We start from the raw sequence: 26,836 nt of genomic DNA, 5'->3' as shown, positions 1-26,836 counted from the left end.
TCGGAAGCTGCTGACCAGCGGCATGCGCTGTGAGTATGCCCGATCGTCGACCTCTCGTCACCAGTTAACGACCGCTCACTTCAGGAATCCTGCCGGGCGTCCGCCGGGTCGGTTATTGGTCCGAACCATTGACCTAGTGATCCAGTCCTCCCTACTGTGCATGACCAGCGCTTTACCGCGTTCATGCCATTCGGCGCGCGTTCCCTCTTCCCCCCACGAGGAGACACCCGCATGCACTCTCCCCACCGCTCCCTCGTCCGGGCCCTCGTCTCGGCCGCGTGTACCGCCGCCCTCGGCGCCGGTCTGCTGGCCGGCACGGGCACGGCGACCGCGGCGGCCCCGAGCGCCCCGCAGCTCCAGGCCGGTTCCAAGGTCGTCGGCTACTTCACCGAATGGGGCACCTACGACCGCAAGTACTACGCCAAGAACGTCGAGACCTCGGGCTCCGGCGCCAAGCTGACCCACATCAACTACGCCTTCGGCAACGTCACCGGCGGCAAGTGCGCGATGGGCGACGCCTACGCGGCCACCGACCGCGCCTACACCGCCGCCGAGTCGGTCGACGGCGTCGCCGACACCTGGGACCAGCCGCTGCGCGGCAACTTCAACCAGCTGCTCAAGCTGAAGAAGAAGCACCCCAACCTGAAGATCCTGTGGTCCTTCGGCGGCTGGACCTGGTCCGGCGGCTTCGGCGAGGCCGCGAAGAACCCCGCGGCCTTCGCCCAGTCCTGCTACGACCTGGTGAAGAACTCCAAGTGGGCGGGTGTCTTCGACGGCATCGACATCGACTGGGAGTACCCGAACGCCTGCGGCAACACCTGCGACAGCAGCGGGCGGGACGCGTTCCGGAACCTGATGGCCGCCCTGCGGTCCAAGTTCGGCTCCGGCAACCTGGTGACCGCCGCGATCACGGCGGACGCCACCAGCGGCGGCAAGATCGACGCGGCGGACTACGCGGGCGCCGCCCAGTACGTCGACTGGTACAACCCGATGACGTACGACTACTTCGGTGCCTGGGACGCCAAGGGCCCGACCGCCCCGCACTCGCCGCTGACCTCCTACGCGGGCATCCCGAAGGCGGACTTCAACACCTCGGCGACCATCGCCAAGCTCAAGGGCCTCGGCGTGCCCGCCTCGAAGCTGCTGCTCGGCATCGGCTTCTACGGCCGCGGCTGGACCGGCGTCACGCAGGCGGCGCCCGGCGGCACGGCCACCGGCCCGGCGGCCGGCACCTACGAGCAGGGCATCGACGACTACAAGGTGCTCAAGGCCAAGTGCCCGGCGACCGGCACGGTGGGCGGCACGGCCTACGCCAAGTGCGGCAGCGACTGGTGGAGTTACGACACCCCGGCGACCATCGCCTCGAAGATGACGTACAAGAACCAGCAGGGCCTCGGCGGCACCTTCTTCTGGGAGCTGAGCGGCGACACCGCGAACGGTGAGCTGATCAAGGCCATCAGCTGACCCCTGACGGAACGGAACGGAGCGGAGGCCGGCGGCCTCCGCTCCTTCGCGTGGTGGTGGTGCGGCCGGCGCCGCACCGGCCCCCGCGGGGCGTCAGAGCAGGCCGAGCTGCGTCACGAGCATCGCGAGCACCACGACCAGGACCCAGCCCATGAGGTGCTCGACGAGGTCGGGGCCGTCGTCCTTGGGGCCGCCGGTACGGACGCGGATGGCGGTGGCCGAGTGTGCGCTCATACTGTTACTCGCAAAGGTAGGACGTGGAGGCGAATCCCCCCATTCACCCGTCCACCTTGCCATCCGCGACGGTCCTGCGGGCGATGAACTCCGTCACATACCCGCGGAACGGCTCAGTACACCCCCACGGCGGCCAGCGCCTTGCGCTGGTGGGCGGTCGGACGCGCCGGGAAGTACAGGTAGCAGATCCCCCCGGAGCCGGAGGCGACCTTCCCCGAGGCGTTGTACCACTTCGTCCTGAGCCAGATGTTCTCGAACTCCCGGCGCAGGTAGACCCGTCGCACCGCGTCGTCGCCCGGGGAGGCCGGATCGTTGGCGATGACGTCGCCGTCCGCGGTGAAGCCGATCACGGCCATCAGGTGCCCGGAGGTGCCGTACCCGGCGCCGGTCAGCTCGCTCTTGAGGAAGGACTGGGACGTTATGGCCGGGATGCCCGCCGCGATCAGCGTCTCCAGCTCGGTGAGGGAGGCCAGCCGGGTGACCACGCCCTGGAGGCCCTCGAAGGTCGCCGCGTAGGCCGCGTTGAAGGGCCAGTTGCCGCAGCCCTGGTACTGGTGGTCGTAGGTGGACCGGGCCGCGTGGCAGACCTGCGGGTCGGCGTAGGCGGGGTCGACCCAGGCCAGTTGGCCGGGGGTGAGCCGGCCGCCCCAGTACTCGACGACCATCTGCGAGGAGGTGGGGCTGCACCACGCCTCGCCCCCGCCGTCGTACTCGGGGTACTGGCCCTTGTGGATCTCCTGCGAGTAGCGCGGGACGGCCAGTTCCTGGGCGAGGCCGGGGGTGGAGGCCGGGACGGTGAACCGGTCGGGGATGTCGGAGCCCATCGCGCCGAGCCGCCACACGGTCGGCGTGCGGTGCGTGCCCGGCCGGCGGTACAGGGTCAGGCGCAGCCGGTACGACGTCAGCCGCAGGCCGGTGCTGGCGTCGTCCACGGAGAAGGTGTCGGTCCAGACGGTGCTCCGGCCGTCGGTCTGGCCGTCCACCGAGGTCCGCTTGATGTCCTGGTCGCCGGACGCCCAGCGGCCCAGCACGTACCAGGGGGTCGCGGTGCCGTCGGAGTACGTGCCGGTCAGCTCGACCTGGATCCAGGTGCCGTCGGGGGTGTGCGCGTTCCAGGAGGCGACGACCTCGGTGGCGAGCACGGCGAGCCGGTGCACGGGGGAGGTCCAGGTCGCGTACTCCCAGGTCGCGGTGGTCCCGGTGTGCGGGTCGGTGTAGTCGGTGCGGCCGGCGGGGGCGCCGATCACGACGCCGGGCCGCTGCCCGGAGACGGCACGGGCGCCCTGTACGGACCCACCGCGCCAGTCCCGGTACGTGGTCCAGGCGTGCTGGTCGATCGGGCGGGCCTGCGTCCGGCCCGGGACGGCGGCGCCGGGATGCGGGGCGGCGGCGGCCGCGGGGGCCGCGGTGCCGGTCACCGCGGCGGCGACGGCCACGGCCAGGACGGTTCTGCGGGACGGCTGTTGGGCTCTGCTCATGGGCGCGATGACCCCCAGGGTGTCCGAGTGGGCTGGTCCGGTGCGCCAACTATGGAGCAGGCCGGTTTTGGCTGCCAGCACTTCGGCGCATGCCACGCCAGGAATATTGGTCTCGGCCACTGAAAAGGGGGCGCGGGGCCCTGACGCGGGTGCGGGGCTCCTCCCCCGCACCCGTGCCCGGCCCCGCACCCGCGTCCGGGCGGCCGGCTCAGACGAGGTCCATCGCGGCGACCTCGTCCGGGCGGCCGTAGCTGACCGGGCCCTGGAAGCGCCGGCGGGCGGTGGCGAACCACCACACCGTGGCGATCAGCAGGACGACGGCGAGCGCGATCGGCGCGTAGTTGAAGGAGTCGACGGTGATGGGCGACGCCTGCGGCAGCATGAACAGGACGCTGCTGAGCAGGATCCAGACGATCGCGAGGCAGCCGATGGGCCTGCCCCAGCGGCCGAGGTGCCAGGGGCCGGGCTGGAACGCGTCGCCGAGCCGCAGCCGCAGGAAGATGGGCACGGCGTAGGCGAGGAAGAGGCCGACCACGTTGACGCTGACGATGGCGGTGAACGCCGTGTGCGACCACCAGCCCGGCACGATCAGGGCCAGCGAGCAGGCGACCGCGAGCCACACCGCCTTGACCGGCGTGCGGGTGCGCAGCGACACCGAGCGCCACCAGCGGGAGCCGGGCATGGCGCCGTCACGCGAGAAGGCGAAGATCTGCCGGGTGTTGCTGGTGAGGTTGGCGAGCCCGCAGAAGAGCATCGCGCCGATGACGATGAGGAGCATCACCTTCGCGGTGCGCAGGCCGAGGCCGTCGATGAGGATCTGCACGGGCGGCGCGGCGGCCCCGGCGACCTCCGCGTAGTCGCCGATGCTGTAGACCAGCGCCAGCATCAGGATCAGGCCGGTCAGCGCCGACCAGCCGATGGCGCGGGTGATGCCCTTGGGCGCGCTCACCGTGGCGTGGACCGTTTCCTCGGACATGTGGAAGCTGCCGTCGAACCCGGTGAAGGTCCAACTGGTCACCAGCAGCCCGAGCATGCCGCCGTAAAGGCCGTTCGTGAAGCCGGTGTTGTTCTCGAAATGCGCTACGAAGGACGCCGACTGGTGCTGGTCGGGCATCACCACGAGGGCCCCCACGATCACGACGAGTCCCACCAGCAGCCACCAGACGGAAATGCGGTTCAGGACGGCGACGAGCTGGACGGTGTAGGTGTTGGCGAGTCCCTGCAACACGATGATCAGGGCCGTGATCAGGACCGTCTGGTGCGCGGTCGGCCGGTAGGCCGGCCACTGCATCTGCACGAACACCTGGATGAACGTGGCGGCCGCGTATCCGGTGGCGGCCGTGCCGCCGATCTGGCCGACGAAGTTCAGCCAGCCCGTGAACCAGGACCAGGCCCCTTTGTGCCGCTTGGCGAGTTTGCCCGCGGAGAAGTACAGGGCGCCGCTCGTCGGATAGGCCGAGGCGACTTCCGCCATGGCCGCGCCGATGAGCAGGACCATCACCGACACACCGATCCAGCCGAACACGAGAATGCGGGGGCCGCCCGCGTTCAGGCCGAATCCGAAGGACGAGAAGATGCCCGAGAGGATATTGATGATGGTGAAGGAGATGGCGAAATTGTCGAACGTTTTGAAGCGCCGGGTGAGCTTCCGCGGATAACCCATCGCATGCAGGGTGGCGTCGTCGTCGAGCACGACGGGGGCCGCGGCCCGGGCGTGGGCCCGGGAAGTCGACGTCCGTTCCGACACGGATCGGCCTTTCTCTCGATGGGACGGGGGGAGGAACGGGATCAGCCGGGTCCCGGCACGGGCAGGCCGCAGGCGCGCCGGGCCCGGGAGAGCTGCTCGGCGGGGTCGCCGAAGGCGCTCCACGGCATGCGCGAGGCGTAGGGGCCCATCGCCGTGAAGACCGCCCGGGCCTCGAACTCGCGCTGCCCCATGACGAGCGCGTGCGCGAGGTAGGCGAGGTCGAGCACCGGGGTGAAGCGGTATCCGGCCGCGGCGGGCAGCCAGTTCTGGTAGATCGACAGCGCGGTGGAGCGCCACTGCGGCTGCTCCCAGACCCGGTCGGCGAGCAGTTGGGTGGGGTTGTAGCTCTCCACCAGGGCCACCAGGGGCAGCAGCCGGAGGGCGGAGTCGGCGGGCGCCCGCTGGCTGAGGAAGGCGGCGACGTCCCAGGCCGCGGTGACCGAGCCGCCGTGCCGCGTGAAGAAGCAGGACAGGAAGCGGTGGTGGGCCTCGCGGTGCCAGGGGTCGAGGGAGAGGATGTGCGCGAACAGCCGCCAGGGTCCCGGCGGGGCGGTGAGCAGGCCGTGCGGGGCCGGGTCGCGCAACCGGTGCAGCCGGGCCATGGCGAGCCGGGCGACCCAGGGGGTGGGGTCCGCGGGGGCCGCGTCGGCGGCCCGGTCGCAGGCGGTCAGCGCTATCCGCTCCAGCGCCTCCGCGCGGTCGTCGTGCGCGTCGGCGGCCCGCAGGGCGCGCTGCACGGCGACCCGGGCCCACATCAGCGCGGCCTCGGGGGTGGGCTCCTCGTCCAGCCAGCGTTCCACCAGGTCGGTGCCGGCCGCCTCGGAGGCGAGGACCAGCGAGCGGTGGGCGCGCAGGGCGGAGTCGGCACGGGTCTCGGCCAGGGCCTCGCGGGCGGACCGGTAGCGCCCGGCGCGTATGTCGACGCACACGCTCGCCAGGACGCGGTCGTCGGCCGCCGGATGCCACACGTAGTGCCCTTCGAATAACTCCGCGTCCATGTCCCCCTGCCAGTCCCGTGCGACGCATCACGTAGCGCAAGAGGCACCCTACTCAGCGTGGGGCACACCCGAAACGCTGAATTCGACATATCGGTCAGCGGATTCGGAATGTCCGACAGCCCTCCCCGCCGGACGCCGAAAGTGATTCAATACGCGACTTTCTCGGATCCGGCGGCGCCCGCCGGACCCGCCACCACGGCCGCCCCTAGACTGATGTGCGGGAAACCCCCATGAGTCACCACACCCCGGGAATCACCATTCACGACCTCGCCGCCCGGCTGCGCGGGCTCCCCCCGTCGCTGGGGCCGGTCCGGCTCGTCGGCGTCGACGGGCACGCGGGCTCCGGCAAGTCCACCTTCGCCGAGCACCTGGCGCGGGCGCTGGGCGATGCCCCGGTGCTCCACCTCGACGACATCTCCGGCCACGCGGAGCTCTTCGCCTGGACCGCCCGGCTCCGCACGCAGGTGATCGAGCCGCTGGCGCGCGGCGAGAACGCCCACGTCACCCCCTACGACTGGGGGGCCCGCGCCTTCGGCCCGCCGCGCCCGCTGCCGGCCGCGCCGGTCGTCCTGATCGAGGGCGTCGGGGCCGGCCGCCGTGCGCTGCGGCCGCACCTGGCCCGGCTGCTGTGGATGGAGCTGCCCCGGGAGGAGGCGTGGGCCCGGGGCCGCCGGCGGGACGGGGCGGAGCAGCGGGAGTTCTGGGACGGCTGGGTGCCGGCGGAGCGCGCGCACTTCACCGCGGACCCCACGCGCCCTCATGCCGACCTCCTGGTGCTCCAGCGTCCGGAGGGGTACGAGGTGCTGCCGGGGCCCGCCGCGACCCCCGGGACCGAGCACGACGTGACGCTCCGTGAGGGACCGTCCGCAATGTGGTGAAGTTGTGAAGGGCCGTGCGGGACGCGTCCCCCGGGCGCCCCAACCACGCTTGACCGGGGGGCCGTACAGGATTTACGTTCTGAATGTGCGGCTTTCGGAGCCGCCCGCCGACCCGAAGCCCCCGGTTGTTCCCCCGTGACCGGGGGCTTCGTTCTGCCCGCGGGCCCGGCTCCGGGGCGCTTCGCGCACCGGACCTCTCACGCTGGGTCACGGAACGCCGTCCCCGGCCGTCCCCAGCCGTCCCCAGGCGTCCAGGCCGTCCGCTCCCACCTCGCCGAACGCCCTGTGCGGCACCCTTCGGCACGCGCGGGTCCCACGGGTACGATGCCCTCGGCGCGACCTTCGAGCGGCTGCTCCGCACCGGCAACTCCGGTCGGTGGCACAGCGGTTCGACCGCGGCGGCCATCGGGCGACTGCCCTGTGGTGAACCACGGGGACACGGTCTGTGGGGGGACGTGATGGACTTCGGCACGCAGGGCCCCGAGGCCCCGGCCGACCTCGCCTGGCTGCGGGGGGTGGACGCCTACACGATGGGCGCCTATCCGCAGGCGGAGGAGGAGTTCCGCACCGCGGTGCGGATGGACCCGGGCATGGCCGACGCCTGGCTCGGACTGCACGCGCTCAGGGTCGACACGACCACCGCGCTGCTGCGGATGTTCCGGCACCGCGAGCGCTTCGGCGAACAGCGCGCCCGGCACCGCCGGGCCCTCAACTCCTGGTACTGGCTCGGCTGGTGGGTGCAGCCGGTGCTGGAGAGCCCGCGTGACCTGCTGCTGGCCCACGCCTCGCACTGGCTGGACGGCCGGCACGTGCCCGAGCTGGACCGCGCCCTGGCCGGGCTGCCCCCGGTCGACGCCGACACCCAGGTCCGCTTCCTGCACGCCTGCCGCGCCTACCTGGTCAAGGACTGGGAGCAACTGGTCCGGCACACCGACCCGCTGCTGAACGATCCCCTGCTCGGCATCGAGGCCGGCCTGTTCGGCGGGATGGCCCGGGTCAGGCTGGAGACGTACGGCCAGGCCGAGCCGCTGCTCGCGGCCGCGCTGATGCGGTGCCGCAGCGAGCAGCCGCAGCGCAAGGAGCTGCGCTACTGGCTGGCCCGGGCGCACGAGGGCACGGGCCGCAGCGCCGCCGCGCTCCCCCTGTACCGGGCGGTGCACCGGGTCGACCCGGCCTTCATGGACACCGCCGCCCGGCTCGCCGCCATCGCCGAGGGGGACGGGTACGACGAGACGGCCGACCTCGCCGCGATCACCCTGGCCGGCGCGGGACAGGACGCGGTGGACGGCCCGGACGGGTCCGACCCGCTGTTCGGTCCCGAGGGCCGGGACCTGCGGCTGCCGGAGCCCGATCCGCCGGCCGGGCCGCTGCCGTCGGTGGCCGGCCCCGCGGTGCGGACCAAGACCGGCGTGTCCGGGGCGCCGTCCTCACCGGTCCCGGCGGGGCCGACCGACCCCGCCCTGCTGGCGGAGGCGCTCGCCGAACTGGAGCGCATGGTGGGGCTGGAACCGGTCAAGCGCCAGGTCAAGGCGTTGTCGGCGCAGCTCAACATGGCGCGGCTGCGGGCCGGGCAGGGCCTGCCCGTGCAGCCGCCGAAGCGGCACTTCGTCTTCTCCGGGCCGTCCGGCACCGGCAAGACCACGGTCGCGCGGATCCTCGGCCGGGTGTTCTACGCCCTGGGCCTGCTCGGCGGCGACCACCTCGTGGAGGCCCAGCGGGCCGACCTGGTCGGCGAGTACCTGGGGCAGACGGCCGTGAAGGCCAACGAGCTGATCGACTCCGCGATCGGCGGGGTGCTGTTCGTGGACGAGGCGTACGCGCTGTCCAACTCCGGGTACGGCAAGGGGGACGCGTACGGCGACGAGGCGCTCCAGGTGCTGCTGAAGCGGGCCGAGGACAACCGGGACCACCTGGTGGTGATCCTGGCCGGCTATCCGGAGGGCATGGACCGCCTGCTGGCCGCCAACCCCGGCCTGTCCTCCCGCTTCACCACCCGGGTCGACTTCCCGTCGTACCGGCCGCAGGAGCTGAGCGAGATCGGCAGGGTCCTGGCGGCGGAGAACGGCGACCTGTGGGACGAGGAGGCGCTGGACGAGCTGCGCTCCATCGCCGGGCACGTGGTCGACCAGGGGTGGATCGACGAGCTGGGCAACGGGCGGTTCCTGCGGACGCTGTACGAGAAGAGCTGCGCGTACCGCGACCTGCGGCTGTCGGTGTACGCCGGGCCCCTGTCCCGGGAGGACCTGGCGACCCTGCGGCTGCCCGACCTGATGCAGGCGTACGGGGAGGTGCTGTCGGGGCGGGGGCCGCAGGATCCGCCGGGCCTGTAGGCCGCGGGACCGCGGCCCCCGCACCGGCGGGGGTCAGGCGAGCGCTCCCTCCGGCTCGCCGCTCACCCTGGGCTCCGGCATCTCGCGGTGCGCCGGGTCCCGGACCTCTCCTACGAGCATCTCCAGGACGTCCTCCAGGGCCACCAGTCCGAGCACCCGGCCGGACGGGTCCGCCACCTGGGCCAGGTGCGTGGCCGCGCGGCGCATCACGGTGAGGGCGTCGTCGAGCGGCAGTTCGGCGCGGAGCGTGGCCATGGGGTGCCAGACGTGCTGCGGGACGGCCCGGTCGGAGTCCTCCAGGTCGAGGACGTCCTTCACGTGCAGGTAGCCCATGAACGGGCCCTTCTCGGTCGCGGAGACCGGGAAGCGGGAGTAGCCGGTGCGGGCGGTCAGCTCGACGATCTCCCCCGGGGTCACCGAGGGGGCCACCGTGACCAGGGACTCCCGGCGCAGCAGGACGTCCGTCACCGGGCGGGAGCCCAGTTCCAGGGCGTCCTCAAGGCGCTCGCGCTCCTCGGGGCCGAGCAGGCCGGCCTCACCGGAGTCCTCCAGCAGCCGGTTGAGCTGCTCGGTGGTGACGACCGCCTCCACCTCGTCCTTGGGGTCGACCCGGAAGAGCCGCAGGATGCCCTGGGCGCAGGCGCCGAGGGCCACCGTGATCGGCCGGCACAGGCGGGCGAACCAGACCAGTCCCGGGCTGAGCCAGAGCGCCGCCTTCTCGGGCGCGGCCATGGCGAGGTTCTTCGGCACCATCTCGCCGATGACCAGGTGGAAGAAGACCACGGCGGCCAGGGCGATGACGTAGCCGAGCGGGTGGACCACGCCCTGCGGCACGTGAACCCACTCGAACACCGGTTCCAGCATGTGGGCGACCGTCGGCTCGGCGACCGCGCCGAGCGTCAGCGAGCAGACGGTGATGCCGAACTGGGCGGCGGCCATCATCTGCGGGAGGCGTTCGAGCCCGTGCAGCACCTGGCGGGCCCGGGCGGTGCCGAGCGGTTCGATCTGGCTACGGCGGACGGAGACGAGTGCGAACTCGGCGCCGACGAAGAAGCCGTTGGCGAGCACGAGCAGCGCGGCGAAGACCAGTTGGACCACGCTCATCGGGCGGCCTCCATCACGTTCGCCGGGTTCGCCGCCGGGGCCGTCCGCACCAGGCGGACGCGTTCGGCGCGGTAGTGGCCGACCTGGCGGACCGAGAGCCGCCAGCCGGGCAGTTCCGCCCGGTCGCCGGGGGCCGGGATCCGGCCGAGCAGGTCGGCGACCAGTCCGGCGACGGTCTCGTACGGCCCCTCGGGCACGTCGAGGCCTATCCGCTGCAGGATGTCGACGCGGCAGCTTCCGTCCGCGTCCCAGGCGGGCCTGCCGTCCTCGGGCGGGGCGGGGGCCAGCTCGGGCACGTCCTTGGCGTCGTGCTCGTCGCGGACCTCGCCGACCAGTTCCTCGACGATGTCCTCCAGGGTGACGACGCCGGCCGTGCCGCCGTACTCGTCGACGACGACCGCGATGGGCTGCTCGCTGCGCAGCCGGGCGAGCAGGGGCTGCACGGGCAGGCTCTCGGGGACCAGCAGCGCCTTGCGGGCGATACGGCCGGCCGGGGTGCGCAGCCGGTCGTGGACCGGGACGGCCAGCGCGTCCTTGAGGTGGGCCATGCCGACGATCTCGTCGATCTTCTCCCGGTACACGGGGAAGCGGGACAGCCCGGTGGCCCGGGTGAGGTTGACGACGTCCTCGGCGGTGGCCGTGTCCTGGAGGGCGCTGACCTTCACGCGCGGGGTCATGACGTGCTGCGCGGTCAGCTCGCCCAGGGACAGGGTGCGGACGAACAGGTCGGCCGTGTCCTGCTCCAGGGCGCCGGCCAGCGCGGAGTGGCGGGCCAGGGAGACGAGCTCCCCGGGGGTGCGGGCGGAGGCCAGTTCCTCGGCGGGTTCCACGCCGAGCGCGCGGACCAGCCGGTTGGCGACCGTGTTCAGGGCGGAGATCACCGGCCGGAACAGGAGCGCGAAGCGGTGCTGGGGGCCGGCGACGAAGCGCGCGACCTGCAACGGCCGGGACACCGCCCAGTTCTTCGGTACGAGTTCGCCGATCACCATCTGGATCGCGGAGGCCAGCAGCATGCCGACGACCACGGCGACGCCGGAGGCGACGCCCGCGGGGACGCCGAGTGCGGCGAACGGGCCGCGCAGCAGCCCGGCCAGGGCCGGTTCGGCGAGCATGCCGACGACCAGGGAGGTGATGGTGATGCCGAGCTGGGTGCCGGAGAGCTGGAAGGAGAGTTCCTTCAGCGACTCCACCACCGTGCGGGCGCGGGCGTCGCCGTCGGCGGCGGCCTTCTCGGCGTCCGGGCGCTCGACGGTGACCAGGCCGAACTCGGCCGCCACGAAGAATCCGTTGGCGAGAATCAGCAGGAACGCGGCTCCGAGGAGCAGCAGGGAGAGGGTCACGCTGCCACCGGCTTCCCGCTCTGCCGGGCAGGGGTGGCGCAGGTACTACAGGACGATCCGTCCATCGCCGGAGGGAGTCACTCCTCGGGTAGCAGGAGCCCCTGTGCGCCGGGCGGCACGCAGGGGCGGAGGCGCAGCGAAACGGCCTCCGCCTCCAGATTAATCAAGTTCCGGGCTCGTGCGGCAGGCCGGAGGAGCCCGAACGGGCCTCGGCGAGCGCGCGCAGGGCCTTGGCGTCGGCGATGGCCCGCTCCTTGGCGATGCCCGGCTGGATGCCGAGCGCGGGCAGGCTGGTGCCGTCGGTGAGGTTGAGGAACACCCAGGGGTCGCCCGGCCGGAGGTTCACCTGGACGATCTCGGCCCAGGCCAGGCGCCGCTTCCCGGCGATGTTGACGACGGTGACGCCGGAGTCGTCGGCGACCACCTTCACCCGGGCCAGCCGGGCGAGGACCCAGAAGCAGACCACTCCGGTGAGGAAGAAGCTGAGCCGGGACCCCGGGCCGATGCGCTCCAGCAGCAGCGCCAGCGCGGTCATCGCCACCAGGATCGCGACGGCGGCGGTGAGCAGGATCACCCGGGTGCGTCCCGGCCGGAAGGTGACGGGCAGGTCAGGCAGGTCAGGCAGATCGGTCATCGGGCAGCGTACCCCTTCTACAGGCGGCAGGCGTGGATGGCCGTGGTCAGGATGGCGCGGGCGCCGATGGCGTAGAGGTCGTCCATGATCCGCTGCGCCTCCTTGGCCGGGACCATGGCGCGGACGGCGACCCAGCCCTCGTTGTGCAGCGGGGAGACGGTCGGGGACTCCAGGCCGGGGGTGAGCGCGACGGCCTTCTCCAGCTGCTCGACCCGGCAGTCGTAGTCCATCATCACGTACGTCCGGGCGACCAGGACGCCCTGGAGGCGGCGCAGGAACTGCTGGACCTTCGGGTCCTCGGCGTCGGCGCCGGTGCGGCGGACGACGACGGCCTCGGACTTCATGATCGGCTCGCCGAAGACCTCCAGGCCCGCGTTGCGCAGGCTGGTGCCGGTCTCGACGACGTCCGCGATGACCTCGGCGACGCCCAGCTCGATCGCGGTCTCGACGGCGCCGTCGAGGTGGACGACGGAGGCGTCGATGCCGCTGTCGGCGAGGTGGCCGGCGACGATGCCCTCGTAGGAGGTGGCGATCGTCCGGCCCTTGAGGTCCTCGATGCCGTTCGCCGTGCCCGGCTTGGCGGCGAAGCGGAAGGTGGAGCGGGCGAAGCCGAGGGGCAGGATCTCCTCGGCGTCGGCGGCGGAGTCGATCAGCAGGTCGCGGCCGGTGACGCCGATGTCGAGGCGGCCGGAGGAGACGTAGATCGCGATGTCGCGGGGGCGGAGGTAGAAGAACTCGACCTCGTTCTCCGGGTCGACGACGCGCAGTTCCTTGGACTCGCGGCGCTGCTGGTAGCCGGCCTCATGCAGCATCGCCGCCGCAGGGCCGGACAGTGAACCCTTGTTGGGCACGGCGATGCGCAGCATGAGGTCGGCTTCCTTTGTGTGAAGGGGGTTTCGTACGGCTTCTTACAGCGGGCGGGTCACAGGTGGGCGTAGACGTCGTCCAGCGAGATCCCGCGGGCGACCATCATCACCTGGACGTGGTAGAGCAGCTGCGAGATCTCCTCGGCGGCCGCTTCCGTGCCCTCGTACTCGGCGGCCATCCAGACCTCGGCGGCCTCTTCGACGACCTTCTTGCCGATGGCATGGACACCCTTGCCGACCAGTTCCGCGGTGCGGGAGGTGGCGGGGTCGCCGTGGGCGGCCTTGTGCTGGAGCTCGGTGAACAGCTCCTCGAACGTCTTCTTGGACATGGTGCTGCCCACCCTACGCGGTTCGCCCCGCCCCTCAGTGCCAGGGTTCAGATACTGAGCGGAGCGTGGCCGCGGTCGCCACCGCGGCCGTCACCGCCTCGTGGCCCTTGTCCTCGCGGGAGCCCTCGATGCCGGCGCGGTCCAGGGCCTGTTCCTCGGTGTCGCAGGTGAGCACGCCGAAGCCGACGGGGACGCCGGTCTCCACGGAGACCTGGGTGAGGCCCTGGGTGACGCCCTGGCACACGTAGTCGAAGTGGGGGGTGCCGCCGCGCACGACGACGCCGAGGGCGACGACCGCGTCGTAGCCGCGTCCCGCGAGGACCTTGGCGGCCACGGGGAGTTCGAAGCTGCCGGGGACCCGGATCAGCGTGGGCTCGTCGATGCCCAGGTCGTGCAGGGCGCGCAGGGCGCCGTTCACCAGGCCGTCCATCACCTTCTCGTGCCACTGGGCCGCGACGACGGCGACCCGCAGGTCGCTCACGTTGCGTACGGACAGTTCCGGTGCACCCTTGCCGCTCACGTCTCTCCTCAGTGCTTCTTCGCTTGCTTGCCGGTCGCCGCGGGCTGCTTACTGGTTGCCGCAGGCCGACACCGCGGGCGTGTCGAGCCAGGGCAGATCGTGCCCCATCCGGTCCCGCTTGGTGCGCAGGTAGCGGAGGTTGTGCTCGCCGGCCTGGACGGGCATCGGCACGCGGCCGGCGACCTTCAGTCCGTGGCGCAGCAGGGCGTCGGTCTTGTCGGGGTTGTTGGTCATCAGCCGTACACCGTGCACGCCGAGGTCGGCGAGGATCCGCGCGGCGGCGCCGTAGTCGCGGGCGTCGGCGGGCAGGCCGAGTTCGAGGTTGGCGTCCAGGGTGTCGTGGCCCTGTTCCTGGAGCTGGTAGGCGCGCAGCTTGGACAGCAGGCCGATGCCGCGTCCCTCGTGGCCGCGCAGGTAGACGACGACACCGCGGCCCTCGGCCTGGATGCGTTGCAGCGCGGTGTCGAGCTGGGGGCCGCAGTCGCAGCGCAGGGAGCCGAAGACGTCGCCGGTGAGGCATTCGGAGTGGACGCGGACCAGGACGTCCTCGCCGTCGCCGAGGTCGCCGTGGACCAGGGCGACGTGCTCGACGCCGTCGGCGGCGGACCGGTAGCCGTAGGCGGTGAAGGTGCCGTGCCGGGTGGGCAGGCGGGTCTCGGCCTCGCGGCGGACGCCGGGCTCGCTGCCGCGGCGGTAGGCGATCAGGTCCTGGATGGAGATGATCGTCAGACCGTGCCTGCGGGCGAACGGGACCAGCTCGGGCAGGCGGAGCATCCGCCCGTCCTCGCCGGCGATCTCCACGATGGCGCCGGCCGGGCGCAGTCCCGCGAGCCGGGCGAGGTCGACGGCGGCCTCGGTGTGTCCGTTGCGGACGAGGACGCCGCCCGGCCGGGCCCGCAGCGGGAAGACGTGGCCGGGGCGGACCAGGTCGGCGGGTGCGGCGCTGCCGCTCGCCAGGAGCCGGAGGGTGGCGGCGCGGTCGGCGGCCGAGATGCCGGTGCTCACGCCGTGGGCGGCGGCGGCGTCGACGGAGACCGTGAACGCGGTCCCCATCGACTCGGTGTTGTCCTCGACCATCTGCGGCAGCCGCAGCCGGTCCAGTTCCTCGCCCTCCATGGGGGCGCAGATCAGGCCGCGGCACTCGCTCATCATGAAGGCGACGATCTCGGGGGTCGCCTTCTCGGCGGCGATGACGAGGTCGCCCTCGTTCTCCCGGTCCTCGTCGTCGACGACGACCACGGGGCGGCCCGCGGCGATGTCGGCGACGGCCCGCCCGACCGGGTCGAGGGTGAGGTCGCCGATGTCGTGGGTGCCGCGGGCGTCCTGGGTGCCGCGGGCGTGTCGGGTGTCGTGGGTGCCGTACAGCGGTGGTGCCGAGGTCATGCCGGCGCTCCTTCCAGTGCGGGCTGCGGGCCCCTGCGGGAGCGCAGCCACCAGTCGCGCATGCCCCACAGGACGAGTGCGCCGTAGATGACGTAGACGAAGCCGGAGAAGGCGTAGCCGTTGGCGAAGTTCAGGGGGACGCCGACGAGGTCGACGAGCAGCCAGGCGAACCAGAACTCGACCATGCCCTTGGCCTGCGCGTACATCGCGACGACGGTGCCGACGAAGATGTAGGCGTCGGGCCAGGGGTCCCAGGAGAGCTTCGGGTAGGCCGTGAAGAGGAGGGCCACGGCGACGGTGCCTGCGGCCGCGGCGGCGGCCATCGCGCCGCGTTCGCGCCAGCTGGCGAACCGTACGGTGATCCGGCCGTCGCCGGCCTCGCCCCGGCCGCGCTGCCACTGCCACCAGCCGTACAGGGCGACGGCCATGACGACGGTCTGCTTGCCGGCGCTGCCCGTGAGGTGGCCGTAGAAGGCGGAGAAGAGGACGAGACCGGAGAGGAACTGCACCGGCCAGGTCCACAGGGAGCGGCGCCAACCGAAGGCGAGGGTGATGAGGCCGAGGGTGTTGCCGACCATGTCCGACCAGATGATGTGCTGGCCGAAGAGGGTGAACGCCTCGGAGTTCAGCCAGTTCACCGGCCGGCCTCCCGTCCGGCGCCGAGCAGCCGCTCGACGTACTTGGCGATGACGTCCACTTCGAGGTTGACCGGGTCGCCGGCCTGCTTCACGCCGAGCGTGGTGAGGGCGAGCGTGGTCGGGATGAGGCTGACGGTGAAGTGGTCGGAATTCGCGTCCACGACGGTCAGGCTGATGCCGTCGACGGTGATGGAGCCCTTCTCGACGACGTAGCGGGCGAGGGCCGCGGGCAGGGAGATCTTCACGATCTCCCAGTTCTCGGAGGGCTCGCGCGCCAGGATCTCGCCGGTGCCGTCCACGTGCCCCTGCACGATGTGGCCGCCGAGGCGGGCGCCGACGGCGGTGGGCCGCTCCAGGTTGACGCGGGAGCCGACGGCCAGCGCGCCGAGGCTGGAGCGGTTCAGGGTCTCGGCCATGACGTCGGCGGTGAACTCGTCGCCCTCGTGCTCCACGACGGTGAGACAGACCCCGTTCACGGCGATGGAGTCGCCGTGCTGCGCGCCCTCGGTCACGACGGGGCCGCGGAGCCGGAAGCGGGAGGCGTCGCCGAGGTTCTCGACGGCGGTGACCTCACCCAGCTCTTCGACGATTCCGGTGAACACTTCCCGGGTCCTCCTGCCTCTTGGGGCACGGACTCCGGGGCCTGTCGAAGACGACAGAATCTACGGATGGACACGCACCGGAGGCGTCGCCGGCAACGGGCTCGTCCGCATACGGACGAGCCTGGATACGGCGGCGCGCACACGGAATACGCATGCCCGCCCGCCGCGCACTGCCTCCCATCCGGACTTTAACCGTCGGTCCAGGAATTTCACCTGGTCAACCGGCCGCTGGAAGCGACCGGGTCGCGGACTGTAACCGCCGGTTCGGACTTTCACCGACCCCGGAGTGCGCTGCTTCTGGTACAGGGTCAGTGTGCCACGCCCGGCACTGGTCCATACGAGCGGCCGGTGTGGGCTCGGTCACACTCCGTACCGGCGATTTCGCGCCACACGGCGGTCCGGGCCAACCGGGGGCACAGGCCGGTGCGTTGACCACCGGCCTCACCCATTGACCGCAATGGTCTAGTCCTTTTAGGGTGCGGGCGGGCCCGGCGGCGGTGACGACGGCCCTTGCCCGCCGCCGGGTCGCCAGCATGGCGTCCTCCGTGTCACCGATCGGCGTGTCCGGAACAGATCGCCCCGGGGGATGTCACGTTTTCCGGGGCGTCGTCCGGCGCCGGGGGTACGGGGTCACACCGGGCGGCCTGTGCCCCGCCGTCACTGCTGGACCGACGGCGACGGACCGGGGCTCCCCATGCACGCGCTCCCGCGACCGGCCGACGGCGACACCGGGCATCGGCGCGTCCGGTGCGCACCGGCTCCCGGCCGCGTCGGGGGCGACGGCCACCACCGGGACCCGAAGGCCGCTGCCGGACGCCGGACCGGTGGCCCCGACGAGGCAGCGCGGACGCCGAACCGGTGACCCCGACGAGGCAGCGCGGACGCCGAACCGGTGACCCCGACGAGGCAGCGCGGACGCCGAACCGGTGACCCCGACCGGGACGCCGGGAGCTTCGCCGCCACCGGGGCCGAAGACCAGCGCCAAGCCCCTGACACCGGAACGGTGGCCCGGGGTGGGTCCGTACACCGGCGACCGCGCGGCCCCCGCCGAGCGCGGCCGCTCCGTGCCGCTCCCCACCCGGGCGGAGTGGAACCGGGACCGGGGTCGACGGGTCCGGGGGGTTCAGCGCTCCGGGGCGAACAGTTCGTCCTGGGCGCGGTCCCGGGCGGTGAGCAACGCGCCGCGCAGGACCGCCGTGCCGCCCAGGCTGCTCGCCCGTACCTCGGTGACCAGGGGTGACATCCGGCCCAGCCGTTCGCGCACCAGCCCGGCGAGCACCTCTCCCCCGGCCTGGCCGACCTCACCGCCGAGCACCACGCACCCAGGGTCCAGGACGGCCACCACCGAGGCCGCGCCGACGGCGATCCGGTCGGCCAGGGTCCGCAGGAAGCGGGCGGCGGGACCGTCGCCGGACACCGCGGGCACCAGCGCGGCCCCCGCGCCCGCCACCCGCGCCGTCGACGCGTCCCCGGGCTCCGCACCCGGTGCCGATTCCGATGCCGTCGCCTCGGCCACCGCCCGGCGTACCGCCTCCGCCGCTCCCGCCCCGTCCGGCGGGCCCGGCGCCCGCAGGCCGCACTCCGCCGCCAGCGCGACGACCGCCGCCGCCCCGGTGAGCGAGTGGAAGCCCCCGGCGCAGTCGGTCGCGGAGGGCAGCTCCGCCGTCCCCGGGACCGGCAGGAAGCCGATCTCGCCGGTGCCGCCGGAGGCGCCCCGGCGCAGATGGCCGTCAAGGACGACCGCGGCCCCGACCCCGTGGTCCAGCCAGAGCAGCACGAAGGTGTCCCGGTCGCGGGCGGCGCCCTCGCGCTGCTCGGCCAGGGCGGCGAGGTTGGTCTCGTTCTCGACGGTGACCCGGGCGCCGGGCAGCCGGTCCTGGAGCGCGGCGACCAGACTGCGGTGCCAGTCCGGCAGGCCGGCCGAGTCCCTGAGGTCGCCGGTGGCCGGGTCGATCAGGCCCGGCGCGCCGATGCCGACGGTGTGCAGCCTCCCCCACTCCCGGACGCCCTCGTGCGGGGGCGCCCCCACGGCGCCGGCCTCCTTCACGGCGCCCTCCACCGCGGCCACCGCCCGCTCCACGGCGCCCTCGGTGCCGGTGTCCCCGCCGATCGGCACGGACGCCTCGGCGAGCACCCGGCCGAGCAGATCGGAGACCAGGACGAGGACACCCCCGGTGCGCACGTCCAGCGCGGCGAGGTGGGCGCGGTCGGCGACGATGCCGTGGAGCCGGGCGTTGGGGCCGCGGCGCTGCTCGCCGCTCTCGCCGACCACCGTGATCAGCCCGGCGGCCGTGAGCCGGTCGATGAGGTCGGCGATCGTCGGCCGGGACAGTCCGGTGAGCTGCTTCAGCCGCCCCGCCGTGAGCGGGCCTTCCTGCTGCAGCAGCCGCAGGGCCAGCCGGTCGTTGATGGCCCGGGCGGTGCTCGGTGATGCGGGCATGACGGAATCCTCCCAGATCGGCGGGGACCGGCCGGCCCGCGCGGTCGCGTGGAACGTCTATCTATCAGGCAGGGTTCCTGATAGTTTACGGCCGCGTCGGGCAGGTGGGTCTGGGCACCCCCTCGGGGAGGGACAGGGAGATGAGTGACGTGAACCACACGGGCGGTGGGGTGCGGCGCGCCCGGTACGCGGTGGCCGCCGTGTTCGCCGTGCACGGGGCCGTGACCGGTTCGTTCGCCACGCGCGTGCCGTGGGTCCAGGACCACACCTCGCTGGGCGCCGGGCAACTGGGCTTCGCACTGGCCTTCACCGCGTTCGGCGCCTCGTGCGCGATGCCGCTGGCGGGCCGGATCAGCCACCGTTTCGGCAGCCGTACGGCGCTGCGCGGTCTGCTGGCCCTGTGGACGCTGTCCCTGGTGCTGCCGTCCCTCGCGCCGAATCTCCTCACCCTGTGCCTGGCGATGTTCGCCTACGGCGCGACCTCGGGCATGGCCGACGTCGCGATGAACGCGCTCGGCGTGGAGGTCGAGCGGCTGCTCGGGAAGTCGATCATGTCGGGGCTGCACGGCATGTGGAGCGCCGGCGCCTTGGTCGGCTCGGCGGCCGGGACCCTGGCCGCACACCTCGGCGCGGACGCCCGGGTGCACTTCTCCCTCGCCGCGGCCGTCCTGACCCTGCTCGGGCTGGTGGCCTGCGGCGGGGTGCTCGACCTCCAGCCCGCCGAGGACGAGGAGCCGCCCCCGCGGTTCGCGCTGCCGCCGCGCTCCGCGCTGCTGATCGGCGCGGTCGGCTTCTGCGCGGTGTTCGCCGAGGGGGCGAGCCTGGACTGGTCGGCCGTCTTCCTGCGGGACCGGCTGGACAGCTCGGCCGGGGTGGCCGCGGCCTGCACCACCGGGTTCATGCTGACCATGGCGGTCGCCCGGATCGCCGGGGACGCGGTGGTGAACCGGTTCGGCGCGGTCCGTACGGTCCGGGCCGGCGGCGTCCTGGCCGGGCTCGGCGGGCTGCTGATCGTGCTCGCCGGGCATCCGGCGGTGGCGATGGGCGGATTCGCGCTGACGGGCCTCGGGATCGCGGTCGTCGTGCCGCTCTGCTTCGCGGCGGCCGGGCACGCCGGCCCCAACCCGAGCCAGGCCATCGCGGGTGTGGCCACCATCACCTACACCTCGGGGCTGATCGCGCCGAGCCTGATCGGCGGAGTGGCCCAGGCGACCAGCCTGATGGTGTCGTTCTGCGTCGTGACGGCGCTGGCGTGCGGGCTCGCGGTGTTCGCGGGGGTGCTGCGCAGCGCGGAGCGCGGGGGCCGCGCGGAGGTCAGTCCGCGGGCCGCAGCAGTGTCCGACCCACGGCCCTGAAGGTCTCGCTCCAGGGCGCCGGGCGCATGGTCGCCGGGTCCAGCCGGACCAGCACCCGGGTGCCCCGGGCGTAGGTCTCGCCGCCGTCGGCCGAGCAGAACCGGAAGCCGTAGGTGAGCCCGGTGGTGCCGAGCCGCTCCAGCCAGAGGTGGACCGCGTAGGCGCCGGGACTGGTGACCGGCGCCTCGTAGCCGATGCGCAGTTCGCGGACCGCGTTGCAGGCGTCGCCGGCCGCCGTCCAGTCACCGTCGAAACGGACGCCGTGCGCGTGCCACATCTCGGTCCAGGCGCGCTCCACCAGCAGCGGGTAGCGGGCGTTGTGCAGCAGCCCGAGCGCGTCGAGGTCGTCGAAGTGGACGGTGACGGGGATCAGCCGGCCGTACGAGACGGCGGGGACTGTCGGGGCTTCGGCGGTCACGGGCGGGGCTCCTGGGCAGGGCGGGCGGGGTGGCGGCACCCCCGTACCCGACCATACTAAGCGACCGCTCAGGCGACCGTGCGGGCGAGGAGCACGCCGATTACCCCTGACAATGGTCCGGAACCTCCTCTCGTACGTAAGAAAGCGAAACCCCACCATGGACCTCGGCGTGCGCTGGAAACTGCACGGTGACGGGCGCACGCCCGCGCCCGGAGCGGTGGTACGCCCCGACGAACGGCTCTCCTGGCCCCGTACCGTGGGCCTGGGCGCCCAGCACGTGGTCGCGATGTTCGGGGCGTCCTTCGTCGCCCCGGTGCTGATGGGCCTGGACCCCAACCTCGCGATCATGATGTCCGGTGTCGCGACCGTGATCTTCCTGCTCGCCACCCGCGGCCGGGTGCCCAGCTACCTCGGCTGCTCCCTGTCGTTCGTGGGCGTGGCCGCCGTGATCCGCGCCCAGGGCGGCACGAGCGCGACCGTCACCGGAGCCGTCCTCGTCGTCGGCGTCGTGCTGTTCCTGGTGGGCCTCGCCGTGCAGCGCTTCGGCGCGCGGATCATCCACGCCGCGATGCCGCCGATCGTGACCGGCGCGGTCGTCATGCTGATCGGCTTCAACCTGGCCCCGGTGACCGCGTCCACCTACTGGCCGCAGGACCAGTGGACCGCACTGCTGGTGATGCTCTTCACCGGTCTGGCCGTCGTCTGCCTGCGCGGCTTCTGGTCGCGCATCGCGATCTTCCTGGGCCTGCTCTTCGGCTACGGCATCTCCTGGGTCTTCGACCGGGTCTTCGGCAAGATCCACTCCAACGACGGCAGCGGCAAGGTCACCGACCACTGGCGCCTGGACCTCTCCGGCGTCGGCAAGGCCGACTGGATCGGGCTGCCCCACTTCCACGGGCCGGCGTTCCACTGGTCGGCGATCCTGGTCGCGCTGCCGGTGGTCATCGCCCTGGTCGCGGAGAACGCGGGGCACGTCAAGGCGGTCGGCGAGATGACCGGCGACCCGCTGGACGACAAGCTCGGCACGGCGATCTCCGCGGACGGCGTCGCCTCCGTGCTGTCGACCGCCGTGGGCGGCCCGCCCAACACCACCTACTCCGAGAACATCGGCGTGATGGCCGCCACCCGCGTCTACTCCACGGCCGCCTACTGGGCCGCCGCCGGCTTCGCGCTCCTCTTCGGCGTCTGCCCGAAGTTCGGCGCGATCGTGGCCGCGATCCCGGGCGGCGTCCTCGGCGGCATCACCGTCATCCTCTACGGCATGATCGGCCTCCTCGGCGCCCAGATCTGGATCAACGCCAAGGTGGACCTGCGCAACCCGCTGAACCTGGTCCCGGCCGCCGCGGGCATCATCATCGGCGTCGGCAACGTCTCCATGAAGTTCACCGATACCTTCTCGCTCAGCGGCATCGCGCTCGGCACCCTGGTCGCCATCACCGGCTACCACGCGCTGCGCGCCTTCGCCCCGCCCCACCTGAAGAAGCAGGAGCCGCTGCTGGACGAGGGCACGTCCTCCTACGACGCGGGGACGGGCACGCAGGCGCCGCGCACCGAGTCGTAGCCCGGCGTTCCCCCGTTCCGGCGAAGCACCCGGTGGCCGGCCCCCCGGCCGGCCGCCGGCTGCCACCCTTCCCCCATGGCGCAGCCGGCACAGCTCACCCTCACCCTCTCCGTCGACACCGACACCGACACCGACACCGACACCGACACCGACTCAGTCGACTCCGTCGTCGCGCGGATGCGCGCGCTCGACGCGGCCCTGCCCGCGCGGGACGGCGTCGCAGTGTTCAACCGCGTCTACCTCGCCGTCACGGAGGAGGTCGGCCGGTGCCTGGCGGTGGGCGCGTTCCCGGACCCGCGCGCGGCGAGCGCGCTGGACGTGCGGTTCGCCGAGCGCTACCTGGCGGCGGTCGACACGGCCGCCGCGGACCGCCGACCGCCCGCCTGCTGGCGGCCCCTCTTCCAGCTCCGCCGCCACCCCGGCATCCGGCCGCTCCAGTTCGCGCTGGCCGGCATCAACGCCCACATCGGCCACGACCTGGCCCTGGCCGTGGTCGACGCCTGCCGCACGCTCGGCTGCGCGCCGGCCGACCTGGAGGACGAGTTCGACCGCGTGGGCGACCTCCTCGTCTCGCTGGAGGAACGCATCCGCGAGGAGCTGATGCCGGGCCCGGACCTGCTCCAGATCGCCGACCCGCTCACCCATCTGCTGGGCTCCTGGAGCCTGGAGCGGGCCCGGGACGCGACGTGGGCGACGGCCCGCGCGCTGTGGGCGCTGCGGCACTGCGCCGACGTCGCCGAGGAGTTCGCCGCACGGCTGGACGCCGCGGTGGGCTTCGCGGGCCGGATGCTGCTGACCCCGCTGGCCGGTTGAGCCGGCCGGGTGCCGCCCCCGCGCGCCTCCCCACCGCTCCCCGCGGGCGGCCGTACCCTGCCCCGGCGGCCCCCAGTCCCCGATCGCGGAGGAGCACCGGACGGCGACCCGGCTCGGCCTGAGTCTTCCCCAGATGCGGCAGTACTCGATCGGCAGGGACGTGCCCGCGGTGGCCCGCGCCGCCGAGCGCATCGGCTACGACAGCCTGTGGGTGTTCGAACGGGCGCTGTTCCCCGAGCCCGCCACCCAGGGCCTCTACGGCATCGAGGGCCTGCCCTGGCCGGACACCTACCGGCACGTGGCCGACCCGCTGGTCACGCTCACCCTGGCCGCGGCGGCCACGGAGCGGGCGGAGCTGGGCTCCAGCGTCCTGGTGGCGCCGCTGCACCTGCCGTTCCGGCTGGCGAAGACGCTGGCCACGCTGGACGCGGCGAGCGGGGGCCGGGTGCTCGCGGGCTTCGGGACCGGCTGGTCCCTGGACGAGTACGCGGCCGCGGGCGTCCGGCCGTTCGAGGAGCGCGGCGCGGTCCTGGACGAGGTCATCGAGGTCTGCCGCGCGGTGTGGGGCCCGGATCCGGTCGTCCACGACGGGCGGCTCGCCCGGATCGCCTCCGCCGCGGTCGGGCCCAAGCCCGTCCGGCCGATCCCCGTCCTGCTGGCGGCGACCGGCACGCGGGCCTTCCGGCGGCTGGTCGACCACGCCGACGGCTGGCTGCCGGTGGGCTTCGACGCCGCCCGGGTCGCCGCCGACTGGCGCCGGCTTCGGGAACTGGCCGAGGAGCGGGGCCGCACCCGGCCGATCCGCACCGTGCTGCGGGTGAACGCCGCCCAGCGGGCCAAGCCGTACGACGGCGTGGACCGCAGGCCCTTCCAGGGCGACGTGGACCAGATCGTTGCGGACCTCGTCGCGTACGACGGGATCGGCATGGACGAGATCCTCGTCGACCTCCAGACGAACGCGCGGGACGCGCTCGAACTGACGGACGCCGCCGCCGAGGTGTTCGAGAAGGCGCGGGCGGCCGGAGTCTGAGGCCGGCCGCCCGCGCCCCGGTCACGGGCCCCCGGGTCAGTCCTCGGGCAGCTCCACCGGCGCGATCCCGTCGTAAAGGTCGCCCGGACCCGGGTTCGTCGCGTCGGTCTCGCCGCCGAAGTGGCGCATGACGCCCCAGACCGCGTTCAGCGCGGTCTGCACGGCGCCCTCGGCCCAGCCGGCGGTCCAGGAGATGTCGTCGCCGGCGAGGAAGACGCCCCGCTTGTCCTCGGGCAGCCGGTCCTGCATGAAGTGGGTGAACAGGCGCCGCTGGTAGCGGTAGTGGCCGGGCAGGTTGGCCTTGAACGCGCCCATGAAGTAGGGCTCGTTCTCCCAGGAGACGGTCACCGGGTTGCCGATGATGTGCTTCCTGATGTCGACCTTCGGGTAGATCTCGCCGAGCGACTTCAGCATGACCTCCATCCGCTCGTTCGCGGACAGCGGCAGCCACTTCAGGCTGTCGTCGCACCAGGTGTAGGACAGGCAGATCACGGCGGGCTTGTCCGGGCCGTCGTCCAGCAGGTAGGTGCCGCGGGTCATGCGGTCGGTGAGCGTCATCGACATGACGTCCCGGCCGGTCGGATTTCCCCTGTCGTCGACGGCCTTGTCCAGCCAGAACGGCCGGTCCACGGGCACGAAGAGCTTCGAGGACTCCATGTAGTGGGTGCGCTCGATCGCGGTCCAGTGGTCGATCGGGAAGAGCGAGTCGTCACAGGCGATCTTGGACAGCAGCATCCAGGACTGGGCGGTGAAGACGACCGCCGCGTAGGTGCGGATGTCACCGTGCGCGTCCGTCACGGTGATCCGGTTGCCCGCGGTGCGGTGCAGCCGGGTCACGGCCGGCCTGGGCGCGCCGTCCGCGTGCAGCGACTTCAGCGAGGTGCCGTACGGCCAGTGGACGATCTTCGCCGCCTCGCGCTCCCACAGGCGCAGCGGAAGCTGCTGGGAGCCGCCGACGATGCCGCGGTGGTGGTCGTCGGCCTCGGTGTAGACGACGCGGAGGATCTCCAGGATGGAGTTCGGGAAGTCGGTGTCCCAGCCGCCGGTGCCGAAGCCGACCTGGCCGAAGATCTCGCGGTGCCGGAAGGACTTGAACGCCTCGGAGTCGCAGAGGAAGCCGTAGAAGGTCTGGTTGTCGAGCTTCTCGACGAGCTTCGCCCAGATCTCCCGGATGCGCGGGACGTCCCGCTCGCGCATCGCGCGGTTCATGTCGGAGAAGTCGGCGCCCTCTTCGAGGCACCTGCCCCAGGCCTCGGCGACGTCCCGGTAGACCTGGGGCAGGTCGGCGATGGTCTCGGCGTAGTGCGACTCGCCCTTGAGGTCGACGACGGTCGAGGGGGTGGCCTCGGCCAGCGGGTTCGGGAAGGGCCTGGTCTCCAGGCCCACCATGTCGATGTAGTGCTGCAGGGCGGTGGAGGACGGCGGGAAGCGCATCGCGCCCAGCTCGCAGTTGAGCGCCTCGTCGCAGCCGTCGAAGCCGACCGTGCGCAGCCGGCCGCCGATCTGGTCGGCCTCGTAGACGACGGGCTTGAGGCCCATCTTCATCAGCTCGTAGGCGGCCACGATGCCGGACAGACCGCCGCCGATGATCGCCACCTCGGTGCCGTGCTCGGTCGCCGGGATCTGGCCGAGGCCCGCCGGGTGGGCGAGGAAGTCGTCGTAGGCGTAGGGGAAGTCCGGGCCGAACATGGTGATCGGCGGCTGCTGCTCGTCGGTGTGCTCGACGGCGTTGGGCACCGTGGACGTCATGGGGTACGGACTCCTTGCGCGGGGTGACTCGGGTGAGGCGGGCGGGGGTTCAGATCAGGGACCCGTACAGCCCGGGGCGGCGGTCCGCCAGGTACGGGTTGTCCGCCCGGGACGCGGCCAGGAGGGCGGGGTCGGCGTCGGCGAGCACCAGTTGCTCGGCGCGGCCGGCGCGGGTCCGGGCGACGCCGTCGGGACCGGCGAGGACGGAGAGGCCGACGAACTCGAACTCCCCTTCCCGGCCCACCCGGTTGACGTAGGCGACGTACATCTGGTTCTCGAAGGCGCGCACCGGGATCATCGACTCGGCGACGAACTGGAACGGGTGCATCTGCGCGGTCGGGACGACGAGGAGGTCGGTGCCGGCCAGGGCGTGAGCCCGGACGTTCTCCGGGAACTCGACGTCGTAGCAGATCAGCAGGCCCACGGTGAGGCCGTTCAGCTCGGCCTGGACGACCTGCTGCGCGCCGGGCGTGAACTGGTCGCGCTCGAAGCAGCCGAAGAGGTGGGTCTTGCGGTAGTTCGCGAGCCGGGTGCCGTCGGCGGAGATGAGCTGGGCCGAGTTGTACACCGTCTCGCCGTCGCGCTCCGGGTAGCCGTAGGCGATGGCGATCCCGTGCCGCGTGGCGGTCTCGGCGATCGCGTCGGCGGAGTCGCCGTCGGCGGGCTCGGCGAGGTGGCGGATCTCGTCGCCGATCGCGTACCCGGTGAGGAACATCTCGGGTGCGGCCAGCAGCCCGGCGCCCGCGGCGGCGGCACGGCCCGCGGCCTCGTCGAGGACCTTGAGGTTCCCGGCGACCGAGCCGGGTCGGCCGGAGCTCTGGAGCAGGGCGGTGCGCATGCGGGATCCTCACCGGTACGGGGGGTTGGGGGCCGATAAGACGGTACGGTCGGCGCGCTCGGCCGGACAAGAAGGAGCCGTTGCGCG

The 26,836-nt window shown here is 72.7% G+C and carries 24 protein-coding genes and 1 riboswitch; of the genes, 7 read left to right on the top strand and 17 right to left on the bottom strand.

The window, feature by feature from the left end; genetic code table 11:
• The first annotated feature begins 231 nt into the window (after positions 1-231).
• Positions 232-1,464, top strand: coding sequence for a glycoside hydrolase family 18 protein (locus ACZ4K2_RS13145; protein ID WP_467473389.1), 1,233 nt, complete (start codon positions 232-234; stop codon positions 1,462-1,464).
• Positions 1,465-1,557: 93 nt separating this feature from the next.
• On the opposite strand, the gene ACZ4K2_RS13140 is transcribed toward ACZ4K2_RS13145, so the two are convergent.
• The 4 genes from ACZ4K2_RS13140 to ACZ4K2_RS13125 all read right to left on the bottom strand — a co-directional run bounded on the left by ACZ4K2_RS13140 (position 1,558) and on the right by ACZ4K2_RS13125 (position 5,921).
• The gene (locus tag ACZ4K2_RS13140; RefSeq protein ID WP_467473388.1) at positions 1,558-1,698 is read right to left on the bottom strand and encodes an SCO1431 family membrane protein; all 141 of its coding nucleotides are present in this window, start codon (positions 1,696-1,698) and stop codon (positions 1,558-1,560) included.
• Positions 1,699-1,811: 113 nt separating this feature from the next.
• Positions 1,812-3,176 (bottom strand): peptidase C39 family protein, encoded by a 1,365-nt coding sequence (locus ACZ4K2_RS13135; RefSeq protein ID WP_467473386.1) that lies wholly within the window; start codon positions 3,174-3,176, stop codon positions 1,812-1,814.
• 208 nt (positions 3,177-3,384) lie between these two features.
• A complete protein-coding gene (locus ACZ4K2_RS13130) occupies positions 3,385-4,923 on the bottom strand; it encodes an amino acid permease (RefSeq protein ID WP_467473385.1) in 1,539 nt (512 codons plus the stop codon).
• 41 nt (positions 4,924-4,964) lie between these two features.
• On the bottom strand, positions 4,965-5,921 hold the full coding sequence (locus ACZ4K2_RS13125) for a hypothetical protein (RefSeq protein WP_467473384.1): 957 nt from the start codon (positions 5,919-5,921) through the stop codon (positions 4,965-4,967).
• Positions 5,922-6,151: 230 nt separating this feature from the next.
• On the opposite strand from ACZ4K2_RS13125, the gene ACZ4K2_RS13120 reads away from it, so the two are divergent.
• The gene (locus ACZ4K2_RS13120) at positions 6,152-6,799 is read left to right on the top strand and encodes a uridine kinase family protein (protein WP_467473382.1); all 648 of its coding nucleotides are present in this window, start codon (positions 6,152-6,154) and stop codon (positions 6,797-6,799) included.
• A gap of 458 nt (positions 6,800-7,257) precedes the next feature.
• A complete protein-coding gene (locus ACZ4K2_RS13115) occupies positions 7,258-9,129 on the top strand; it encodes an AAA family ATPase (protein WP_467473381.1) in 1,872 nt (623 codons plus the stop codon).
• 33 nt (positions 9,130-9,162) lie between these two features.
• Here the strand turns inward: ACZ4K2_RS13115 and ACZ4K2_RS13110 are convergent, their stop codons facing one another.
• The 10 genes from ACZ4K2_RS13110 to ACZ4K2_RS13065 form a co-directional block, all read right to left on the bottom strand.
• Positions 9,163-10,233, bottom strand: coding sequence for a hemolysin family protein (locus ACZ4K2_RS13110; RefSeq protein WP_467473379.1), 1,071 nt, complete (start codon positions 10,231-10,233; stop codon positions 9,163-9,165).
• Positions 10,230-11,573 carry a hemolysin family protein gene (locus ACZ4K2_RS13105; RefSeq protein ID WP_467473378.1) on the bottom strand — a complete coding sequence of 448 codons (1,344 nt, stop codon included), beginning with the start codon at positions 11,571-11,573 and terminating at the stop codon, positions 10,230-10,232. Before ACZ4K2_RS13105 ends, ACZ4K2_RS13110 begins: the two co-directional genes overlap by 4 nt.
• 163 nt (positions 11,574-11,736) lie before the next feature.
• Entirely contained in the window at positions 11,737-12,207 is a 471-nt protein-coding gene (locus ACZ4K2_RS13100; RefSeq protein ID WP_467473377.1) for a PH domain-containing protein, read from the bottom strand.
• Positions 12,208-12,224: 17 nt separating this feature from the next.
• Positions 12,225-13,073 (bottom strand): ATP phosphoribosyltransferase, encoded by an 849-nt coding sequence (gene hisG, locus ACZ4K2_RS13095; RefSeq protein WP_467473375.1) that lies wholly within the window; start codon positions 13,071-13,073, stop codon positions 12,225-12,227.
• Between the two features lie 56 nt (positions 13,074-13,129).
• On the bottom strand, positions 13,130-13,402 hold the full coding sequence (locus tag ACZ4K2_RS13090) for a phosphoribosyl-ATP diphosphatase (RefSeq protein ID WP_451648136.1): 273 nt from the start codon (positions 13,400-13,402) through the stop codon (positions 13,130-13,132).
• A 34-nt stretch (positions 13,403-13,436) separates the two neighbouring features.
• Complete coding sequence (ribH, locus tag ACZ4K2_RS13085; RefSeq protein ID WP_467473372.1) at positions 13,437-13,922, bottom strand: 6,7-dimethyl-8-ribityllumazine synthase; 486 nt, start codon at positions 13,920-13,922, stop codon at positions 13,437-13,439.
• 48 nt (positions 13,923-13,970) lie between these two features.
• A complete protein-coding gene (locus ACZ4K2_RS13080; protein WP_467473370.1) occupies positions 13,971-15,305 on the bottom strand; it encodes a bifunctional 3,4-dihydroxy-2-butanone-4-phosphate synthase/GTP cyclohydrolase II in 1,335 nt (444 codons plus the stop codon).
• Positions 15,302-15,943 (bottom strand): nicotinamide mononucleotide transporter family protein, encoded by a 642-nt coding sequence (locus tag ACZ4K2_RS13075; protein WP_467473368.1) that lies wholly within the window; start codon positions 15,941-15,943, stop codon positions 15,302-15,304. Before ACZ4K2_RS13075 ends, ACZ4K2_RS13080 begins: the two co-directional genes overlap by 4 nt.
• Positions 15,940-16,545 carry a riboflavin synthase gene (locus tag ACZ4K2_RS13070; RefSeq protein WP_467473366.1) on the bottom strand — a complete coding sequence of 202 codons (606 nt, stop codon included), beginning with the start codon at positions 16,543-16,545 and terminating at the stop codon, positions 15,940-15,942. The genes ACZ4K2_RS13075 and ACZ4K2_RS13070 overlap by 4 nt, the downstream gene beginning before the upstream one ends.
• 163 nt (positions 16,546-16,708) lie before the next feature.
• A riboswitch (FMN riboswitch) is annotated at positions 16,709-16,839 on the bottom strand.
• Between the two features lie 829 nt (positions 16,840-17,668).
• Entirely contained in the window at positions 17,669-18,985 is a 1,317-nt protein-coding gene (locus ACZ4K2_RS13065) for an ROK family transcriptional regulator (RefSeq protein WP_467473365.1), read from the bottom strand.
• 140 nt (positions 18,986-19,125) lie between these two features.
• Here ACZ4K2_RS13065 and ACZ4K2_RS13060 point away from each other — a divergent pair, with 140 nt between their 5' ends.
• Positions 19,126-20,340, top strand: a complete 1,215-nt coding sequence (locus ACZ4K2_RS13060; protein WP_467473363.1) for an MFS transporter — start codon at positions 19,126-19,128, stop codon at positions 20,338-20,340.
• On the opposite strand, the gene ACZ4K2_RS13055 is transcribed toward ACZ4K2_RS13060, so the two are convergent.
• Entirely contained in the window at positions 20,300-20,758 is a 459-nt protein-coding gene (locus ACZ4K2_RS13055) for an acyl-CoA thioesterase (RefSeq protein ID WP_467473361.1), read from the bottom strand. The two genes, ACZ4K2_RS13060 and ACZ4K2_RS13055, sit on opposite strands and share 41 nt — an antisense overlap.
• A gap of 157 nt (positions 20,759-20,915) precedes the next feature.
• Between ACZ4K2_RS13055 and ACZ4K2_RS13050 the strand changes: the two genes are divergently transcribed.
• The 3 genes from ACZ4K2_RS13050 (at position 20,916) to ACZ4K2_RS13040 (ending at position 24,162) form a co-directional block, all read left to right on the top strand.
• A complete protein-coding gene (locus ACZ4K2_RS13050; RefSeq protein ID WP_467473359.1) occupies positions 20,916-22,319 on the top strand; it encodes a uracil-xanthine permease family protein in 1,404 nt (467 codons plus the stop codon).
• 75 nt (positions 22,320-22,394) lie between these two features.
• Complete coding sequence (locus tag ACZ4K2_RS13045) at positions 22,395-23,132, top strand: DUF5995 family protein (protein WP_467473357.1); 738 nt, start codon at positions 22,395-22,397, stop codon at positions 23,130-23,132.
• A 133-nt stretch (positions 23,133-23,265) separates the two neighbouring features.
• Positions 23,266-24,162 carry an LLM class F420-dependent oxidoreductase gene (locus tag ACZ4K2_RS13040; protein ID WP_467473355.1) on the top strand — a complete coding sequence of 299 codons (897 nt, stop codon included), beginning with the start codon at positions 23,266-23,268 and terminating at the stop codon, positions 24,160-24,162.
• 36 nt (positions 24,163-24,198) lie between these two features.
• Here the strand turns inward: ACZ4K2_RS13040 and ACZ4K2_RS13035 are convergent, their stop codons facing one another.
• Both ACZ4K2_RS13035 and ACZ4K2_RS13030 read right to left on the bottom strand, forming a co-directional pair.
• A complete protein-coding gene (locus ACZ4K2_RS13035) occupies positions 24,199-25,911 on the bottom strand; it encodes a flavin monoamine oxidase family protein (RefSeq protein WP_467473353.1) in 1,713 nt (570 codons plus the stop codon).
• A 49-nt stretch (positions 25,912-25,960) separates the two neighbouring features.
• The gene (locus ACZ4K2_RS13030; RefSeq protein WP_467473351.1) at positions 25,961-26,749 is read right to left on the bottom strand and encodes a carbon-nitrogen hydrolase family protein; all 789 of its coding nucleotides are present in this window, start codon (positions 26,747-26,749) and stop codon (positions 25,961-25,963) included.
• Positions 26,750-26,836: the final 87 nt, after the last annotated feature.

This window comes from Streptomyces sp. NPDC025833, assembly GCF_055558055.1.
Note: the sequence above shows the minus strand (reverse complement) of the source record. Positions and strands in the feature narration are given on the sequence as shown.

Bases quoted from the DNA above. Each gene is read 5' to 3' on its own strand.
- ACZ4K2_RS13145 (WP_467473389.1), top strand. From the start codon at position 232: ATGCACTCTCCCCACCGCTCCCTCGTCCGGGCCCTCGTCTCGGCCGCG.
- ACZ4K2_RS13140 (WP_467473388.1), bottom strand. From the start codon at position 1,698: ATGAGCGCACACTCGGCCACCGCCATCCGCGTCCGTACCGGCGGCCCC.
- ACZ4K2_RS13135 (WP_467473386.1), bottom strand. From the start codon at position 3,176: ATGAGCAGAGCCCAACAGCCGTCCCGCAGAACCGTCCTGGCCGTGGCC.
- ACZ4K2_RS13125 (WP_467473384.1), bottom strand. From the start codon at position 5,921: ATGGACGCGGAGTTATTCGAAGGGCACTACGTGTGGCATCCGGCGGCC.
- ACZ4K2_RS13120 (WP_467473382.1), top strand. From the start codon at position 6,152: ATGAGTCACCACACCCCGGGAATCACCATTCACGACCTCGCCGCCCGG.
- ACZ4K2_RS13115 (WP_467473381.1), top strand. From the start codon at position 7,258: ATGGACTTCGGCACGCAGGGCCCCGAGGCCCCGGCCGACCTCGCCTGG.
- ACZ4K2_RS13110 (WP_467473379.1), bottom strand. From the start codon at position 10,233: ATGAGCGTGGTCCAACTGGTCTTCGCCGCGCTGCTCGTGCTCGCCAAC.
- ACZ4K2_RS13100 (WP_467473377.1), bottom strand. From the start codon at position 12,207: ATGACCGATCTGCCTGACCTGCCTGACCTGCCCGTCACCTTCCGGCCG.
- hisG (WP_467473375.1), bottom strand. From the start codon at position 13,073: ATGCTGCGCATCGCCGTGCCCAACAAGGGTTCACTGTCCGGCCCTGCG.
- ACZ4K2_RS13090 (WP_451648136.1), bottom strand. From the start codon at position 13,402: ATGTCCAAGAAGACGTTCGAGGAGCTGTTCACCGAGCTCCAGCACAAG.
- ACZ4K2_RS13080 (WP_467473370.1), bottom strand. From the start codon at position 15,305: ATGACCTCGGCACCACCGCTGTACGGCACCCACGACACCCGACACGCC.
- ACZ4K2_RS13065 (WP_467473365.1), bottom strand. From the start codon at position 18,985: ATGCCCGCATCACCGAGCACCGCCCGGGCCATCAACGACCGGCTGGCC.
- ACZ4K2_RS13060 (WP_467473363.1), top strand. From the start codon at position 19,126: ATGAGTGACGTGAACCACACGGGCGGTGGGGTGCGGCGCGCCCGGTAC.
- ACZ4K2_RS13050 (WP_467473359.1), top strand. From the start codon at position 20,916: ATGGACCTCGGCGTGCGCTGGAAACTGCACGGTGACGGGCGCACGCCC.
- ACZ4K2_RS13045 (WP_467473357.1), top strand. From the start codon at position 22,395: ATGGCGCAGCCGGCACAGCTCACCCTCACCCTCTCCGTCGACACCGAC.
- ACZ4K2_RS13040 (WP_467473355.1), top strand. From the start codon at position 23,266: ATGCGGCAGTACTCGATCGGCAGGGACGTGCCCGCGGTGGCCCGCGCC.
- ACZ4K2_RS13035 (WP_467473353.1), bottom strand. From the start codon at position 25,911: ATGACGTCCACGGTGCCCAACGCCGTCGAGCACACCGACGAGCAGCAG.
- ACZ4K2_RS13030 (WP_467473351.1), bottom strand. From the start codon at position 26,749: ATGCGCACCGCCCTGCTCCAGAGCTCCGGCCGACCCGGCTCGGTCGCC.